A 16,192-nucleotide genomic window follows, 5' to 3' on the forward strand; every position below is an offset into this window, starting at 1 on the left:
AGGCAGGAGGGAAACCAAACAGAAAGGCAGAGGGCGTTGCCCCCTGCCTTTGACCGATTTAGCCCAGCAACAGCTGGTTCATGCGGCGGATAAACTGGTTAGGATCTTCCAGCGTGCCGCGCTCGGCAAACATCGCCTGATCGAGCAGCAGCTCAATCCACTCGCCGAAGCGGGCTTCATCCTGCGTATCCGCAGCGCGTTTAACCAGCGCGTGCTCCGGGTTCAGCTCAAACAGGTACTTCACTTCCGGCACCGGCTGGCCCGCAGCGGCGAACAGCTTCGCCATCTGGGTGCTCATGTCGTTGGCGTCGGTGGTGACGATAGCAGGCGTGTCGGTCAGGCGGTGCGTCAGACGCACATCCTTCACGCGCTCGCCCAGCAGCGTTTTCACGCGGTCGACAAACGGCTCCAGCGCTTTTTCCGCTTCTTTCTGCTCTTCGCTTTCTTCGTCTGCCAGCTTGCTCAGCGCTTCGTCCGCCTTGCTGACGCTCTGGAAGGTTTTGCCATCGAACTCGGTCAGATAGCTCATCATCCATTCGTCGATACGATCGGAGAGCAGCAGCACCTCGATGCCTTTCTTACGGAACAGCTCCAGATGCGGGCTGCTTTTCGCGGCGGCATAGCTGTCGGCGGTGATGTAGTAAATCTTCTCCTGCCCTTCCACCATGCGGCTGACATAGTCTTCCAGCGACACGGTCTGCGCGGAGCCTTCACTGCTGGTAGAGGCAAAACGCAGCAGTTTGGCGATGGTTTCTTTGTTGGCGCTGTCTTCAGCCGGGCCTTCTTTCAGCACCAGACCGAACTGCTGCCAGAATTTCTGATACTGCTCTTCGTCATCCTTCGCCACTTTCTCCAGCATTTGCAGCGCGCGCTTGCTCAGGGCGTTACGCAGATTCTGGGTAATGCGGCTGTCCTGCAGGATTTCACGCGAGACGTTCAGCGGCAGATCGCTGGAATCTATCAGGCCGCGCACGAAGCGCAGGTAGTTCGGCATAAACTGCTCGGCGTCGTCCATGATAAACACGCGCTGCACGTAGAGCTTCAGCCCGTGCTTGTGATCGCGGTTCCACATGTCCCACGGCGCCTGCGAAGGGATATACAGCAGGCTGGTGTACTCCTGCTTGCCTTCTACGCGGTTGTGGCTCCAGGTCAGCGGATCGGCAAAATCGTGCGAAACGTGTTTGTAGAACTCTTTGTACTCGTCGTCGCTGATCTCAGACTTGTTGCGCGTCCACAGCGCCTGCGCCTTGTTGATTTTTTCCCAGCTGGAGGTTTTCTCTTCTTCGTTATGCTCTTCGATCTCTACCGGCAGCGCGATGTGATCGGAATATTTGCTGATGATGCTGCGCACGCGCCACGCGTCCAGGAACTCGTCTTCGCCTTCGCGCAGATGCAGCGTAATCTCCGTACCACGATCTTCTTTCGTGATATCGGCAATGGTGTACTCGCCTTCGCCTGCGGATTCCCAGAACACGCCTTCATCCGCAGCGGCGCCGGCAGCGCGGGTGCGCACGGAAACCTTGTCCGCCACGATAAAGGCGGAATAGAAGCCGACGCCGAACTGGCCGATTAGCTGGCTGTCCTTCGCCTGATCGGATCCTAATGATTCCAGGAAGGATTTGGTGCCCGATTTGGCAATGGTGCCCAGATTCTCAATGACTTCGTCTCGCGTCATCCCGATGCCGTTATCGCTCAGCGTCAGGGTACGATTTTCCTTATCAACAGAAACACGCACGCGCAGATCGCCGTCGCCCGCGTAAAGTTCCGGCGAAGAAAGCGCGCGGAAGCGCAGCTTGTCGGCCGCATCGGAGGCGTTGGAGATCAGCTCACGCAGGAAGATTTCTTTGTTTGAATAGAGGGAATGGATCATCAGGTGCAGAAGCTGTTTTACCTCTGACTGGAAGCCACGCGTCTCTTGTCCTTTCATGGTCATTGCTACCTCAGTTAACTTGGCGGTTTACATTGAGAAGTAGAATGGGGACGACTGGCGGGTTTTCAAGACGGCACGACGCATCGTGCCGTTAAATGACTAAAATTTAATCTTGTGGCGCCCGGCCAGAGAGTGGGACAGCGTGGTGCCGTCCACCATCTCCAGCTCGCCGCCAACCGGCACGCCGTGGGCGATGCGGCTGGCGTCAACGCCATACTGACCGCACAGCTCGGCAATGTAGTTGGCGGTCGCCTCGCCTTCAACCGTAGGGTTAGTGGCCAGGATCACCTCCTGAATCGCCTCTTTTTCCAGCCGTTGTTCCAGCCGGTCAAGACCGATATCGTTCGGGCCAATGCCATCCAGCGGCGAAAGGTGCCCCATCAGCACAAAGTAGCGGCCGGCGAACTGCCCGGTCTGCTCAATGGCGTGAATGTCGGCCGGGCTTTCTACCACGCAGATAAGACCCGTCTGCTGACGACGAGTATTCGCGCAGATGGTGCAGATTTCCTGCTCGGTAAAGGTGCGACAATCTGCACAGTGTCCAATTTCCGACATGGCGCGCGTCAGCGCCTGCGCCAGACGCATTCCGCCGCTGCGATCGCGCTGCAGCAGCTGGAACGCCATACGCTGGGCCGATTTCGGCCCCACGCCGGGCAGACAGCGCAGCGACTCCATCAGGCTTTCAAGGAGCGGGCTGGTCTGCATCAGAACGGCATCTTGAAGCCAGGCGGCAGCTGCATCCCGCTGGATACCGCAGACATTTTCTCTTTCTGCGCTTCCGCTACGCGACGGGCGGCATCGTTAAATGCGGCAGCGACCAGATCTTCCAGCATATCTTTGTCGTCTTCCAGCAGGCTTGGATCAACCTCTACGCGACGGCAGTTGTGTGCGCCGTTGATGGTGACCTTCACCAGTCCCGCGCCCGATTCGCCCGTTACTTCCATGGCCGCGATCTCTTCCTGCACCTGCGCCATTTTGTCCTGCATTTGCTGGGCCTGCTTCATCAGGTTACCCAGTCCGCCTTTTCCAAACATAATTTTCTCTCTTAAGAAGGGCCGTACTCATGCCGCAGCACGGGAACAGCGTTTCAAAGGGGGCGAATACTCTCTTCATCCACGTCCGCATCAAAAAAGCGACACAGCGTCTGAATATGATTATCCGCGATAATTGACTGACGCGCCTGCGCCAGTTTCTCTTCGTAGATTTTTTGTCGCCACTCCAGCGGCGTCAGCACCGTCGGATTATCGTCTTCAATCAGCGTCAGTTCAACCGGCTTGCCTGCCGCCGCGCTCAGCGCCTCGCTCAGCGCTTTCTGTGCCGACGGCGAGTTCAGGTGACGCTGGCTGGAACGCAGGTGCAGACAGATCCCGTCTGCCGTCTGCTCTTTCCAGGCGTTCAGCGCCAGCTGCTGCACCAGCTTCGGCAGCGTCAGCCCGGCGATTTCCGCCGCCCAGGCGTCGCGCTGCTGCGATTCCGTGGTCAGCTTCGCCATCAGCTCCGGGGTTTTCTCATGTTCTAACGCCGTGCGCAAGGCTTTGGGCGTGGCCACCGGTTCCGGCTTCGCCTCGACGGTTTGCGCTTTCCAACGATAGGCCTCCGGCTTTACCGGTTCAGTCGCGATAACGGCGCTTTGCCGCTTCTGACCACGCTCGGTCGCGGCAGCCAGCCGCTCCAGCGCCGAGCCTGCCGGCCGCGCATTGGGCGCTGCCGGCTCACTCTTTTTTAGTTTGGTCGCTCCCTGCTGGCGCATCAATTGCGTTCGCGCCTGCAACAGCTGGCTGGTGGTATCAGGCAGCGGCGCGCTGGCCTGCACGGTATGCGTCGGCGCCGGGCCTGCCGGCGGCTGGCTCTGCGCTGCGGACGGCGACGGGATCGTTTCCTGTTGGCCCGGCGCTGAAGGCTGAGCCTGCGGCACCATCGCAGGACGCGCGACCGGCTCTGCAATCACCTGTTTAGGATGAAAAGCCAGCGCGCGCAGCAGCGCCATCTCTACGCCCATGCGGCGATCGGGTGCCAGCGGCAGCTCTTTGCGGCCGACCAGCAGCGTTTGATAATAAAGCTGTACGTCGGCAGGCGGCAGAACGCGCGCCAGCTCGCGCAGGCGCTGCTCGGCAGTGGCGAACTCTTCACCCAGCGCGGAGGGCAGCAGCTGTATCATCGCCACGCGGTGCAGCAGCGTCAGCATTTCTACCAGCAGCGCTTCCCACTCGACGCCGCGTGAAGCGGCCTGGTCCAGCAAAGACATGACCTGCTCGCCTTCGGCGTTCACCAGCGCTTCGATCAGCGCCAGCGGCTGCTCGTCGTCCAGCGTGCCAAGCATAGTGCTGACCGTCGCCGTGGTGATCTGCCCCTGCCCCATGGCGATAGCCTGGTCGGTCAGGCTTAACGCGTCGCGCATACTGCCATCGGCGGCTCTTGCCAACAGCTGTAACGCGCGCGCTTCGGAGGCGATCTGCTCCGCTTCCAGCACGTGTTCAAGCTGGCCACGGATCTGGCCAACGTCCAGCGCCTTCAGATGGAATTGCAGGCAGCGCGATAAAATAGTGACCGGCAGCTTTTGCGGATCGGTAGTAGCAAGCAAAAACTTCACGTGCTCGGGCGGCTCTTCCAGCGTTTTCAACAGCGCGTTAAAGCTGTGCCGCGAAAGCATATGCACTTCATCGATCAGATAAACTTTAAAGCGGCCGCGCGCGGGCGCGTACTGCACGTTATCCAGCAGATCGCGGGTATCCTCGACCTTGGTGCGCGAGGCGGCGTCGATCTCAATTAAGTCGACAAAGCGGCCCTGTTCGATTTCGCGACAGTTGTCGCATTTTCCACAGGGCGTAGCGGTAATGCCGGTTTCACAGTTAAGGCCTTTTGCCAGAAGACGGGCAATAGTGGTTTTTCCCACGCCCCTGGTGCCGGAAAAAAGATAAGCGTGATGGATGCGGCCAAGCGACAGGCCGTTCGCCAGCGCGGTCAGCACGTGCTCCTGACCGACGACATCACTGAACGCCTGGGGACGCCACTTGCGGGCCAGTACCTGGTAGCTCATTCGTGATTCATCATTGATTTATAGAGAATAATTCATCTAAACACCGTTAACCCGTGTTTTAGCCTCGTTGCTGATTGCCGCTACAGTGTACCAGTACGGCCTGGGTCATTCCTATCACTTTGCGTAAAACCAGCGGCTAAATCCGCTTGTGGCCAGCACCAGTAAAAACGCCGTTCAGATAATGATAAAAAAAGAATAGCGTGAAGTTGGGCAGAAAATTACCTGTTGCAGCCAGAAAACCGCACAACCCGAAAATCAGTCACTTTTCCTAAAATGACAAAACAGATTTACCCTCCAAAAATTAACGTATTTAATAACGACACCCTAAAAAATAGCTTTATTAAAAAATAGCTGGAGGAGCTGGAGTTATTTAAGAGTGAATCAAATTACATTATATTTAACCAATTGAAAATAAGCGATTTTATAAGAAAAATTTATACAATCCTTGTCAAATAAAACTAATGGACTGGTAAAATGGAAAATAAGAAAAGGACATTTCATCCTGAAAAGCCGGGTATGCAGAATAAAAAAATATGGCTCGGCGCTTTTAATGCGTTGGCAATCTTTATCTCGCCCGGCACCGTTTTTATTCATTCTGCCCAGGCGGAAGATAATATTACCGTCGGCGCCCAGGGCGGCGATGGCGGCAGCGGCAGCACCGCCAGCCTGCCGGGTGAAGCAGGCACCGGCGGCAACGGCGGCAACGGTGCTAACGCGGCGGGAAACGGCAACGGCGGCAGCGGCAGCGACGGCGTGTCGGGCAGCAACGGCGCCAACGGTACGCCGGGCGTCGACGGCGCGATCGGCACCAGAGGCTCCGACGCGACTGGCTCATTGCATAATGTGAAAGGACAGCTGGGCATACTGCAAATTGGCGGCGGCGGCGGCCATGGCGGTCTGGCGGGCGAAGCCTCAGCCGGTGCCGGCGGCGGCGCGGCAGGAAAAGGCGGAAACGGCGGCAGCGGCGGTAATGCAGGCATGGGCGGCGATGGCGGTAACGGTGGCGACGGCGGCAGCGGCGGTCATGGCGCGAACGGCGGCAGCGGCGGCGTCGCGGCGACAGGCGGAAACGGCACGCTGACTATTAATCAAAGCGCTTTTACCAGCACGGTTCTGGCCGTCGGCGGTGATGGCGGCGCCGCCAGTGCGGGAGGAAACGGTCAGCCCGGCGGCGGCGGCGGTGCCGGAAAAAGCGGCGGCGAGGCGGGCGTCCCCGGTTTGCAGGCTGCCGGTGGGATGCCGGGCAACGGCGGCAGCGGTGGCGCGGGCGGCAAAGGCGGCAGCGGCGGCAACGGAGCCGATGGCGGTAACGGCGGCAGCGGCGTATTGACCCTCAACGGCACTACGGTAACGGTCAGAAGTACGCTGGCCGTCGGCGGCGCAGCCGGTGACGGATCGGACGGCGGCGATGGCGCAAACGGCGGCAACGGCGGCGATGCGGGACACACTGCCGATCCCTATATCGAAACCAACGTCACAGGCGAAACGGGCGACAGCGGCAACGGCGGCGGCGGCGCTAAAGGCGGAAACGGCGGGCGCGGCGCTAACGGCGGCAACGGTGGCGAAGGCAGGCTGTTGCTTAACAACAGCACCGTAAACGCGCAGGCGCTGAAGGTTGGCGCTAACGGTGGGAAAGGCGCTAACGGCGGCAACAGCGGCAGCAACGGCCAGGCAGGCGCGGCGGATAGCGTTGCGGCAGCCGGAAAAGGCGCAGCTGGCGGCCAGGGCGGTTTGGGCGGCAACGCCGGACAGGCCGGCACCGGCATGCTGACGGTGGAAGGCAGCACGCTGACCGTGACCTCCGGCATCTCTCTTGGCGGCGACGGCGGCAGCGGCGGCAACGGCGGTGCGTTACAGGGCAGCGCCGCCGCCGGTAGTGGCGGCAATGCTTCCAACGGCGCGGCCGGTACGCTGTGGTTTAACAGCGGTACGCTCAACAACGGCGGCACGCTACAGCTGGGCGGCCAGGGAGGCGATGCGGGCGATGGCGGCAGCAACAACGGTGCCAAAGGTCGCTCGGGCAACGGCGGCAAAGCGGGTAACGGCGGCAACGGTATCGCCATCTTCACCAGCGGCAGCGGCCAAATCGGTACAACCGTTCAGCTCGGCGGGGCCAGCGGCAGCCACAACGGCGTATTAAACAGCAGCGCCTGGGCGCAGACAGCTGGCGCTGGCGGCACGGGCCAGCTGGAACTGCGCGGCGGCACCTTTACCGCCGGCACGCTGGCTATCGGCACCGCCACGGTCTGGAACGCGCTGACCGGCGTCGCCTCAACGGCAGACGGGCGCTATTTGCAGAGCGGCGGGACTTTCCGGGTCAATAATACGGAACTGAACAACGGCAGCCTGATCGTCAGCGGCGGCACCTTTACCAGTAAAACGCTGGAGGCGACGCAGGGAACGCTGACCGTCAGCGGCGACGGCTCGATCGTTTTTGGCTCTACGGAGCTGAACGCGCATCACTGGCAGGAAAGCGTGGCGCAGCTTCAGCAAGCGCTGCAAACAAGCTGGAACGGCAAGCTGATCCTGAGCGGCGACGGCACGATCGATTTCGCCAGCAACGAGCTCGCCTGGCGGATCGGCGGCGATGAGGCAACGCAGGGATTAGGATCCTCTTCGCTAACGGTGATCCATGCCCGATCCTACATAGACTCCGGCAAAGTCGCGCTGGCGCTGGGCAATGCGCAGATTGACAATAAAGCCAGCCTGCTGGTGCTGACGGATGATGGCGTAGCCGCCGGTGAAAGTTTTACGATAGCAACAGGAGCAAACCCCCTGACGACGCCCGGCTGGCAGCAGGCGAACATTAATACCACCAGCCGTCTGATAATGGCGACTTCATCGACCAATGCAGAAGGAACGCTGCTTACGCTCGGCAATGCCGATTACAGCGCTGCCTTGCCGAAGCTCTCTGCCGGCTCGGTAAAGCTGCTTAAGGCGATGACTGCTGAAGTTGGGGTAAACACGGCTTCCGACAACGCTGCCCAGCAGTTCCTTTCACAAACGATGGACGTGCGCTACGTCAGCGATGCCGCTACCGCTGCACGCCTGGTGGAATCCGCCATTAACTTCGCCTCCGTGGCTAACGTTGCAGGCGCCAGCTATCAGACGATGTCTGCCGCGACCCGCGCCCTCGCCCGCCATCTTTCCCAAAGCGAACATCTTTTTGACGGCACGCCGCCGGAAGAAGGCTTTAATCTGTGGACATCGCTGTTCTACGATAACGCCCGTCTGAAAGGCTATAGCGCTGGCGGTTTTGACAGTAAAAGTAAAACCAGTATGGGCGGCGCTTTTATCGGCGCTGAAGATACGTTGATTACGCAACAGGGCGCGATCCTGAAAACCGGCGTCGCACTGCATACCGGCCGGGGAAAAAGCAGGACAAGCGGCAATCTCTATCCGGTGAAAAACGACCTGGATTTCTGGGGCGGCTCCCTGTACGGCAGCTGGTTGAACAATAACTGGGATCTGGTGGCTGACGTAGACTACTCGCGGGTGAGCCATGATATGAAGATGTCGCTTCCGGCTGCGGGCTACCCAACCCTCTCAGGCGAAGCGAAATCAACCATCATAAGCGCCGGGCTGACGGCGGAGTATCTGTTCAACCTGGAATATCTGGATGTGATACCGCATATCGGCCTGCGCTACACCCGGCTGAAAACCAATAGCTTTACGGCGAAAAGCAGCGGTAAATCCTTGTTCAATAACGCTGCCGCTTCGGCCTCGCTCTGGTCGGTGCCGCTGGGAGTCAGCCTGGCTCGCGAATTTCAGTACGAATCGGGCTATACGCTGAAGCCCAGAGTGGATCTTTCATTTATCGCCACCACCGGCGATACCACTCACGGTACCCGCGTCAGCATGGCCGACGTTAGCGGCACGGGCTGGAGCGAGTCCCGGCTTGCCGACGGTTCGGCTTTCAGCTTCAGCACGGGCGCGGTGCTGCAAAAAGGCGATCTGACCTATGGGTTGCATTACGACCTGCAAAAATCGTCGCACGAAACTGCTCAGGCGGTTTCGGCCTCCTTCAACATAAAATTTTAAATAAAAAAAGGCTGGCAAGCGCCAGCCTTTTTTTTTCTGCAACGGCTTAGTGACCGGGGAAGTTCACCAGGCTGAAGCACTCCAGCCCCATCGCCTTCAGGCGCGCTTCGCCACTCAAATCAAACAGATTGATGATAAACGCCGCGTCTTTTACCTCGCCGCCTGCGCGACGGATCAGTTTGACGGTCGCTTCAATCGTGCCGCCCGTAGCCAGCAGATCGTCTACCACCAGCACTTTATCGCCCGGTCCGATGGCATCGCAATGCAGTTCCAGACAGTCCGTGCCGTATTCCAGCTCGTAGGTTTCAGCGAAGGTTTTACGCGGCAGCTTGCCCGGCTTGCGTACGGGCACAAAGCCTACGCCAAGTGCCAGAGCCACCGGCGCGCCAAACAGGAAGCCGCGCGCTTCGGTACCTACAACTTTAGTAATACCTGCATCACGATAGCGTTCAACCAACAGTTCAATGCTGAGTGCATAGGCTTTTGGATCTTCCAGCAGGCTGGTGACGTCACGGAACAGAATGCCTGGCTTAGGATAATCCTCAATGCTTTTGATACTGTTTTTAAGAAATTCAAGCTGCTGCGCAGTCGCGGTCATAGTGTTATGCCTGGTAAATACAAATCTGACTCGCGCAGCTTCGTTGCTCTGGCGAGGAAGTCGCAGAGCAAGACGGGAGTGTCCGGGGGAAGCCACGCACGAAAACGACCAAATCTATGCAAATCGTCCGACAATTGCAACCGTCGGAAGCAAAATCCACGTATTTGTTGCCCTTAATCAACCTGAGTCGCTCAGGAAAAAGCAGACCAGCGCACAGATCGATCAAATTAAGCGTATTATAGGCGCGGCTCACCAGGGGAGAGAGAAAAATGAAAAGCGCCCATTTGCTTGAGCAGCTGGAAGCAAAGCTGGAACAACTGGCGCAGACCATTGCGCCTCACGCTAACCAACGCACCGCGAAAGCGCGTTTTGACAGCCAGCTGTTTCACTGCCACGGTACGCGGCTTGCCGACTATCTACAGGAAGCGCGGCAAAGTATGGCCTTACTCAGGCAAAGCGTAAACGGCCACCGCACGGAGCGCGTTGCCTGGATGGCCGAACGCGTGGTGCTGCAGATAAGCGCGCTACAGCGCGAGCTGGCTACGCTAAAGCTGCGCAACAGCGAAACCAGACCGGAGCCAGAGCCGGAGAATCTTTACGAGAAGCTGGCGAAACATCAGGATTACGAGCGCCGCCTGCGCGCAATGGTCGCCGATCGGGAAAGCCAGCTTGCTCATCAGGAAACGCTGGCGCAGCAGCGGAAGCTGCAGCAGGAAATCGCGGCGCTGGAGGGGCGGTTACAGCGTTGTCTGCTGGCATTAAAAAAAATCGAGCGCGCGATTGAAAACCGCGACCGACAATGAGTACGCAGCGGCGTTGCTATACTTTTTGAAAAAGCTGACTGGAGATCGCAAATGGGACTTCTCTCCTGGATAATCATCGGGCTATCGGTAGGATTCGTTACCCGCTATGTCTTTCCTGGCCGCCCCGGCGGCCTGATAGCGACGCTGGCGCTGGCCATCATTGGCTCGCTGGTCGGCGGCTATATCGGGGTCTTTTTTAATTATGGCAGCCTGGCCGTAGCGGAACCCAGAGCGCAGCTGATTGCGCTGGCTGGCGCGCTGCTGATGGTATTGGTTGCTAAAAAACTCCGTATTTAAATCGGGAGAAGAATATGTCGCTGGAAAGCGCGCCAGAAGAAGTAAAGCTGGCTGTTGATTTGATTATGCTGCTTGAGGAGAACCAGATCGCGCCGCAAACGGTACTGGCTGCTTTAGCTATCGTGCAACGAGATTTTGAGAAAAAGGCGCGCGGCGAAAATCCAGGCGCCCTTCCCTAGCAGGCGGCCTTGCGGAGCGCCGGGCTGTGCATGACGGTATCAAGCAGCACCTCTACCAGCTGCGGCGCATCCGAAGCCAGATCGAAGCTTTCCGGCATAAACAGCCAGTTTTCCATAATACCGGTTATATAGCCGCGCATGACCACGGCCGTTCGCCGCGTATCCAGCTCGCCCGGCAGCTGCTGCTGCGTCATGCACTGCCGCAATACATCTTCAATTTTGTCGTAACATTCCAGATATAACGTTTGCTGCATCATTTGCAACGTGGTCATTTCGCCGACAAATTCGCATTTATGAAAGATAATTTCCATCAGCGCACGCCTGCGCGTATCCCTTACCGTAGCTTCAAGGACATAAGTCAGCATGGCGCGTAAAACAGAGAGTGGATCGGATGGGTATTTTAATTGATACTCAAGCTCTATATTCTCCAGTCCGGTCTCGGACTGCGCCCATATTTCATTGAGCAAATCGGTTTTGTTTTTGAAGTGCCAGTAAATTGCGCCACGCGTTACGCCGGCAGCGGCGGCGATGTCGGCCAGAGAAGTTTTCGCTACACCATGCTCGGAAAACCTGGCGATAGCTGCGTCAAGGATATGATTTCGTGTTTCTAACGCTTGCTGTTTGGTTTTTCGTGCCATAAGGGGATGTTAACAACCAGGGTGCACTTACATACATTTGCGAATGTATGTACCATAGCACGACCATAATTTAAACGCAGCAATGGGTTTATGGATTTTGTGATCCATTGAACAATCGATATCGGACACTCGAGGTTTATTTATGAACAAAAACAGGGGGTTAACGCCTCTGGCGGCCGTTCTGATGCTTTCAGGCAGCCTGGTGCTAACGGGATGTGATAACAAAGACGCACAACAGGGCGGTCAGCAAAAAGCGCCGGAAGTGGGCGTACTTACCCTGAAAAGCGCACCGCTAACCATTACGACCGATCTTCCGGGTCGTACTTCCTCGTTCCGTGTTGCAGAAGTTCGCCCTCAGGTTTCGGGCATCATTCTCAAGCGTAATTTTGTGGAAGGCAGCGATGTAAAAGCCGGTCAGTCACTTTATCAGATTGACCCGGCGCCTTATCAGGCGACCTACGACAGCGCAAAAGGGGATTTAGCTCAGGCTCAGGCCAACGCGCAAATCGCCGCGCTGACCGTTAAACGCTATAAGCCGCTGATGGGTACCAAATATATCAGTCAGCAGGACTACGATAACGCCGTATCGACGCAGAGCCAGACCGCCGCAGCCGTACAGGTGGCAAAAGCCAGCGTAGAGACTGCCCGCATCAATCTGGCCTACACCAAAGTGATTTCGCCTATCAGCGGTCGCATTGGTAAATCTGCCGTGACCGAAGGCGCGCTGGTTCAGAGCGGCCAGACCACTGCTCTCGCCACAGTTCAGCAGCTTGATCCTATTTACGTCGACGTCACGCAATCGAGCGAAGATTTCATGCGTCTGCGTCAGGAGCTGAACTCTGGCAAGCTGCAGCAGGCCGACGGTAAGGCAAAAGTGAAACTGTTATTACCGGATGGTAGCGAATTCGCGCAAAGCGGAACATTGGAATTCTCCGATGTGACGGTGGACGAAACGACCGGTTCCATTACGCTGCGCGCCGTGTTCCCTAATCCGGATCATTCGCTGCTGCCCGGTATGTTTGTGCGCGCTCGCCTGGAAGAAGGCACCAATCCTTCCGCGCTGTTAGTGCCGCAGCAGGCCGTTACCCGCACGCCAACCGGCCAGGCTACGGCAATGGTCGTGGGCGCGGACAATAAAGTGGAATCCCGTAATTTGACCACGGAACAGGCAGTTGGCGACAAGTGGCTGGTTACGGCAGGTCTGAAAGAGGGCGACCGTGTCATCACCACCGGTGTACAGCGAGCCAAAGCGGGCGCCACTGTGACTCCGCAGGAAGTGAGTGCAGACGACGTGACCAAAACGCAGTCTGACCAACCGAAGTCTTAAACAGGAGCCGCTGATACATGGCTAAGTTCTTTATCGATCGCCCCATCTTCGCATGGGTCATCGCCATCATTATTATGCTGGTGGGCGTGCTGTCGATTCTAAAACTGCCGATTGAGCAATATCCTAATGTTGCGCCACCGGCCGTACAGATTCGCGCCACCTATCCGGGTGCCGATGCTAAAACGCTGCAGGACTCGGTAACGCAGGTTATCGAGCAGAACATGAACGGGATTGACGGCCTGATGTATATGTCGTCAAACAGCGATTCATCGGGCACGCTGCAGCTGACCCTGACCTTTGAGTCAGGTACCGATCCGGATATCGCGCAGGTTCAGGTGCAGAACAAACTGCAGCTGGCCACGCCGCTACTGCCGCAGGAAGTTCAGCAGCAGGGTATCCAGGTACAAAAATCCTCCAGCAGCTTCCTGATGGTGGCAGGTTTCGTCAACGAAGACGGCACCATGACGCAGAATGATATTGCGGACTACGTGGCGTCAAATATCAAGGATCCTATCAGCCGTACCACCGGCGTAGGCGATACCCAGATATTTGGTGCTCAGTATGCGATGCGTATCTGGATGGACCCGCACAAGCTGAATAACTATCAGCTGACGCCGGTTGACGTCATCAGCGCTATCACCGCGCAGAACGCCCAGGTGGCCGCCGGTCAGCTTGGCGGTTCGCCGCCGGTGCCGGGCCAGCAGCTTAACGCCTCTATCATTGCGCAAACCCGTCTGACCTCTACCGATGAGTTCGGCAAGATCCTGTTGAAAGTCAACACGGATGGTTCTCGCGTGCTGTTAAAAGACGTGGCGAAAATCGAGCTGGGCGGCGAAAACTACGAGGTTGTCGCGCGTTATAACGGCAAACCGGCCTCCGGTATCGGTATCAAACTGGCTACCGGCGCTAACGCGCTGGACACGGCGGCAGCGGTCAAAGCGGAGCTGGGCAAGCTGGAACCGTTCTTCCCGGCCGGCCTGAAAGTGGTTTATCCGTACGATACTACGCCGTTCGTTAAAATCTCCATCATGGAGGTGGTAAAAACCCTGATCGAAGCGATCGTGCTGGTCTTTATCGTCATGTATCTGTTCCTGCAGAACTTCCGCGCCACGCTGATCCCGACGATCGCTGTGCCGGTCGTATTGTTGGGGACCTTTGCCATTATCAGCGCCTTCGGCTATTCGATAAACACGCTAACGATGTTCGGGATGGTGCTCGCCATCGGCCTGCTGGTGGATGACGCCATCGTGGTGGTGGAGAACGTCGAACGCGTGATGGCGGAAGAAGGTCTGCCGCCTAAAGAGGCTACCCGCAAGTCCATGGGGCAGATCCAGGGCGCGCTGGTCGGTATTGCGCTGGTGCTTTCGGCAGTATTTATTCCGATGGCCTTCTTCGGCGGCTCTACCGGCGTTATCTATCGCCAGTTCTCCATCACGATTGTTTCCGCGATGGTGCTGTCGGTTATCGTAGCGCTGATCCTGACGCCTGCGCTGTGCGCAACGTTACTCAAGCCGATCAAGAAAGGCGACCACGGTAAAACCACCGGCTTTTTCGGCTGGTTTAACCGCATGTTCGACAAAAGTACCAACCACTATACCGACAGCGTTGGCCATATCATTCGCAGCACCGGCCGCTATCTGCTGATCTATCTGGTGATTGTGGTCGGCATGGCTTATATGTTCGTGAAGCTGCCAAGCGCCTTCCTGCCGGAAGAGGATCAGGGGCTGCTGCTGGCTCAGGCTTCGCTGCCTGCCGGCGCGACTCAGGGCCGTACGCAGAAGGTGCTGGACCAGGTAACGGACTACTTCCTGACCAAAGAGAAGGATAACGTGCGTTCGGTGTTTACCGTTAACGGCTTCGGTTTTGCAGGACGCGGCCAGAACACCGGTATCGCCTTCGTCAGCCTGAAGCCGTGGGACGAGCGCAGCGGGTCGGAAAACAAAGTGGAAGGCATTGCTGGTCGTGCCATGCAGGCTTTCGGCGCCATCAAAGATGCGATGGTGATCCCGTTTAACCTGCCGGCGATTATCGAACTCGGTAACGCCACCGGCTTTGACTTTGAGCTGATTGACCAGGGCAACCTGGGCCATGAAGCCCTGACCAATGCCCGTAACCAGCTGCTCGGCATGGCTGCCCAGCATCCGGATACGCTGGTAGGTATGCGTCCAAACGGTCTGGAAGATACGCCGCAGTACAAGCTGACTATCGACCAGGAGAAAGCGGAAGCGCTGGGCGTGTCTATTTCTGATATCAACACCACGCTGGGTGCGGCCTGGGGCGGCTCTTACGTCAATGACTTCATCGATCGCGGTCGTGTGAAGAAAGTTTACGTGATGGGACAAGCCGATGCTCGTATGCTGCCTGGCGATATCGATAAATGGTACGTGCGCGCCTCAAATGGCGAAATGGTGCCGTTCTCGTCCTTCGCCAGCGCGAAATGGCAGTACGGTTCACCACGTCTGGAACGCTATAACGGTCTGCCTTCTATGGAGATCCTGGGTCAGGCTGCGCCAGGCAAAAGTTCGGGCGATGCCATGAACCTGATGGAAGAGCTGGCCTCGAAGCTGCCGAAGGGCATTGGCTACGAGTGGACGGGCATGTCCTATCAGGAACGTCTCTCGGGTAACCAGGCGCCAGCGCTCTATGCTATCTCGCTGATCGTCGTGTTCCTGTGTCTGGCAGCGCTGTATGAGAGCTGGTCGATTCCGTTCTCGGTTATGCTGGTTGTGCCGCTGGGCGTTATCGGCGCCCTGCTGTTCACCACTATGCGCGGCCTGAGCAACGACGTGTACTTTGTGGTAGGCCTGTTGACCACCATCGGGCTGTCGGCGAAGAACGCCATTCTAATCGTCGAGTTCGCCAAAGATTTGATGGAGAAAGAAGGCAAAGGTCTGATAGAAGCGACGCTGGAAGCGGTACGTATGCGTCTTCGTCCTATTCTGATGACCTCGCTGGCCTTTATCCTGGGCGTACTGCCGCTGACCATCAGTACCGGCGCAGGCTCCGGTGCGCAGAACGCGGTAGGTACCGGCGTAATGGGCGGTATGGTAACGGCAACTATTCTGGCTATCTTCTTCGTGCCTGTGTTCTTCGTGGTGGTTCGCCGCCGCTTCAGCAAGCATAAAGAGGATCTGGAACCGCATCATACGGACCGTCCTCACTAAGGCATCCCGCTTGATCTTTAAGAGGCCGCTTTTGCGGCCTCTTTTTTCTTCAGGTGCCGGTAATGCCTGTTTTTGTGACCGTCTCTGGCAGCGCACGCGTCTTCTTCTTCCAATCATCTTCCCGCCATACTTTTTTGTTCTCTGTTTTCGTACCCTGCTACCTTGTTCCCTTATTCCC

The 16,192-nt window shown here is 57.6% G+C and carries 12 protein-coding genes and 1 other annotated feature; of the genes, 6 read left to right on the plus strand and 6 right to left on the minus strand.

Annotation, left to right across the window (positions count from 1 at the left end; all coding sequences use genetic code 11):
- Positions 1 to 58: 58 nt before the first annotated feature.
- The 4 genes from htpG to dnaX form a co-directional block, all read right to left on the minus strand.
- A complete protein-coding gene (gene htpG / locus QZH36_RS07045) occupies positions 59 to 1,933 on the minus strand; it encodes a molecular chaperone HtpG (protein WP_253455013.1) in 1,875 nt (624 codons plus the stop codon).
- A gap of 96 nt (positions 1,934 to 2,029) precedes the next feature.
- Positions 2,030 to 2,635 carry a recombination mediator RecR gene (gene recR, locus QZH36_RS07050; protein WP_125288462.1) on the minus strand — a complete coding sequence of 202 codons (606 nt, stop codon included), beginning with the start codon at positions 2,633 to 2,635 and terminating at the stop codon, positions 2,030 to 2,032.
- Positions 2,635 to 2,964, minus strand: coding sequence for a YbaB/EbfC family nucleoid-associated protein (locus QZH36_RS07055; protein ID WP_125288461.1), 330 nt, complete (start codon positions 2,962 to 2,964; stop codon positions 2,635 to 2,637). Before QZH36_RS07055 ends, recR begins: the two co-directional genes overlap by 1 nt.
- A 53-nt stretch (positions 2,965 to 3,017) precedes the next feature.
- Positions 3,018 to 4,967: a DNA polymerase III subunit gamma/tau gene (gene dnaX / locus QZH36_RS07060; protein ID WP_253455015.1), complete on the minus strand. Its 1,950-nt coding sequence runs from the start codon at positions 4,965 to 4,967 to the stop codon at positions 3,018 to 3,020.
- Positions 3,612 to 3,673, minus strand: a sequence feature (DnaX frameshifting element). (Overlaps the previous gene by 62 nt.)
- Positions 4,968 to 5,483: 516 nt before the next feature.
- Between dnaX and QZH36_RS07065 the strand changes: the two genes are divergently transcribed.
- Positions 5,484 to 9,008 carry an autotransporter outer membrane beta-barrel domain-containing protein gene (locus QZH36_RS07065; protein ID WP_301729881.1) on the plus strand — a complete coding sequence of 1,175 codons (3,525 nt, stop codon included), beginning with the start codon at positions 5,484 to 5,486 and terminating at the stop codon, positions 9,006 to 9,008.
- Positions 9,009 to 9,054: 46 nt separating this feature from the next.
- Here QZH36_RS07065 and apt read toward each other — a convergent pair whose 3' ends face one another.
- Positions 9,055 to 9,606 (minus strand): adenine phosphoribosyltransferase, encoded by a 552-nt coding sequence (gene apt / locus QZH36_RS07070; protein WP_253455016.1) that lies wholly within the window; start codon positions 9,604 to 9,606, stop codon positions 9,055 to 9,057.
- Positions 9,607 to 9,875: 269 nt separating this feature from the next.
- On the opposite strand from apt, the gene priC reads away from it, so the two are divergent.
- Genes priC through rsmS form a run of 3 tightly spaced genes read left to right on the plus strand, consistent with a single transcriptional unit; the run spans position 9,876 to position 10,885 of the window.
- Positions 9,876 to 10,409 carry a primosomal replication protein PriC gene (priC, locus tag QZH36_RS07075; protein WP_301729882.1) on the plus strand — a complete coding sequence of 178 codons (534 nt, stop codon included), beginning with the start codon at positions 9,876 to 9,878 and terminating at the stop codon, positions 10,407 to 10,409.
- Positions 10,410 to 10,460: 51 nt separating this feature from the next.
- On the plus strand, positions 10,461 to 10,706 hold the full coding sequence (locus tag QZH36_RS07080; RefSeq protein WP_253455019.1) for a GlsB/YeaQ/YmgE family stress response membrane protein: 246 nt from the start codon (positions 10,461 to 10,463) through the stop codon (positions 10,704 to 10,706).
- 14 nt (positions 10,707 to 10,720) lie between these two features.
- Entirely contained in the window at positions 10,721 to 10,885 is a 165-nt protein-coding gene (rsmS, locus tag QZH36_RS07085; protein WP_253455020.1) for a pleiotropic regulatory protein RsmS, read from the plus strand.
- Here rsmS and acrR read toward each other — a convergent pair.
- A complete protein-coding gene (gene acrR / locus QZH36_RS07090) occupies positions 10,882 to 11,523 on the minus strand; it encodes a multidrug efflux transporter transcriptional repressor AcrR (protein ID WP_301252353.1) in 642 nt (213 codons plus the stop codon). The genes rsmS and acrR overlap by 4 nt on opposite strands.
- 142 nt (positions 11,524 to 11,665) lie before the next feature.
- Here acrR and QZH36_RS07095 point away from each other — a divergent pair, with 142 nt between their 5' ends.
- Both QZH36_RS07095 and acrB read left to right on the plus strand, forming a co-directional pair.
- Positions 11,666 to 12,850, plus strand: coding sequence for an efflux RND transporter periplasmic adaptor subunit (locus QZH36_RS07095; RefSeq protein ID WP_253455023.1), 1,185 nt, complete (start codon positions 11,666 to 11,668; stop codon positions 12,848 to 12,850).
- Positions 12,851 to 12,867: 17 nt separating this feature from the next.
- Positions 12,868 to 16,014 carry a multidrug efflux RND transporter permease subunit AcrB gene (gene acrB / locus QZH36_RS07100; protein ID WP_253455024.1) on the plus strand — a complete coding sequence of 1,049 codons (3,147 nt, stop codon included), beginning with the start codon at positions 12,868 to 12,870 and terminating at the stop codon, positions 16,012 to 16,014.
- The last annotated feature ends 178 nt before the right edge of the window (positions 16,015 to 16,192 follow it).

It is taken from the genome of Erwinia wuhanensis, from assembly GCF_030484085.1.
GTDB classification, from domain to species: domain Bacteria; phylum Pseudomonadota; class Gammaproteobacteria; order Enterobacterales; family Enterobacteriaceae; genus Erwinia; species Erwinia aeris.

Coding starts and splice junctions, on each gene's coding strand:
- apt (WP_253455016.1), bottom strand. CDS start 9,606: ATGACCGCGACTGCGCAGCAGCTTGAATTTCTTAAAAACAGTATCAAA.
- QZH36_RS07055 (WP_125288461.1), bottom strand. CDS start 2,964: ATGTTTGGAAAAGGCGGACTGGGTAACCTGATGAAGCAGGCCCAGCAA.
- QZH36_RS07080 (WP_253455019.1), top strand. CDS start 10,461: ATGGGACTTCTCTCCTGGATAATCATCGGGCTATCGGTAGGATTCGTT.
- recR (WP_125288462.1), bottom strand. CDS start 2,635: ATGCAGACCAGCCCGCTCCTTGAAAGCCTGATGGAGTCGCTGCGCTGT.
- rsmS (WP_253455020.1), top strand. CDS start 10,721: ATGTCGCTGGAAAGCGCGCCAGAAGAAGTAAAGCTGGCTGTTGATTTG.
- acrR (WP_301252353.1), bottom strand. CDS start 11,523: ATGGCACGAAAAACCAAACAGCAAGCGTTAGAAACACGAAATCATATC.
- QZH36_RS07095 (WP_253455023.1), top strand. CDS start 11,666: ATGAACAAAAACAGGGGGTTAACGCCTCTGGCGGCCGTTCTGATGCTT.
- htpG (WP_253455013.1), bottom strand. CDS start 1,933: ATGACCATGAAAGGACAAGAGACGCGTGGCTTCCAGTCAGAGGTAAAA.
- dnaX (WP_253455015.1), bottom strand. CDS start 4,967: ATGAGCTACCAGGTACTGGCCCGCAAGTGGCGTCCCCAGGCGTTCAGT.
- QZH36_RS07065 (WP_301729881.1), top strand. CDS start 5,484: ATGCAGAATAAAAAAATATGGCTCGGCGCTTTTAATGCGTTGGCAATC.
- acrB (WP_253455024.1), top strand. CDS start 12,868: ATGGCTAAGTTCTTTATCGATCGCCCCATCTTCGCATGGGTCATCGCC.
- priC (WP_301729882.1), top strand. CDS start 9,876: ATGAAAAGCGCCCATTTGCTTGAGCAGCTGGAAGCAAAGCTGGAACAA.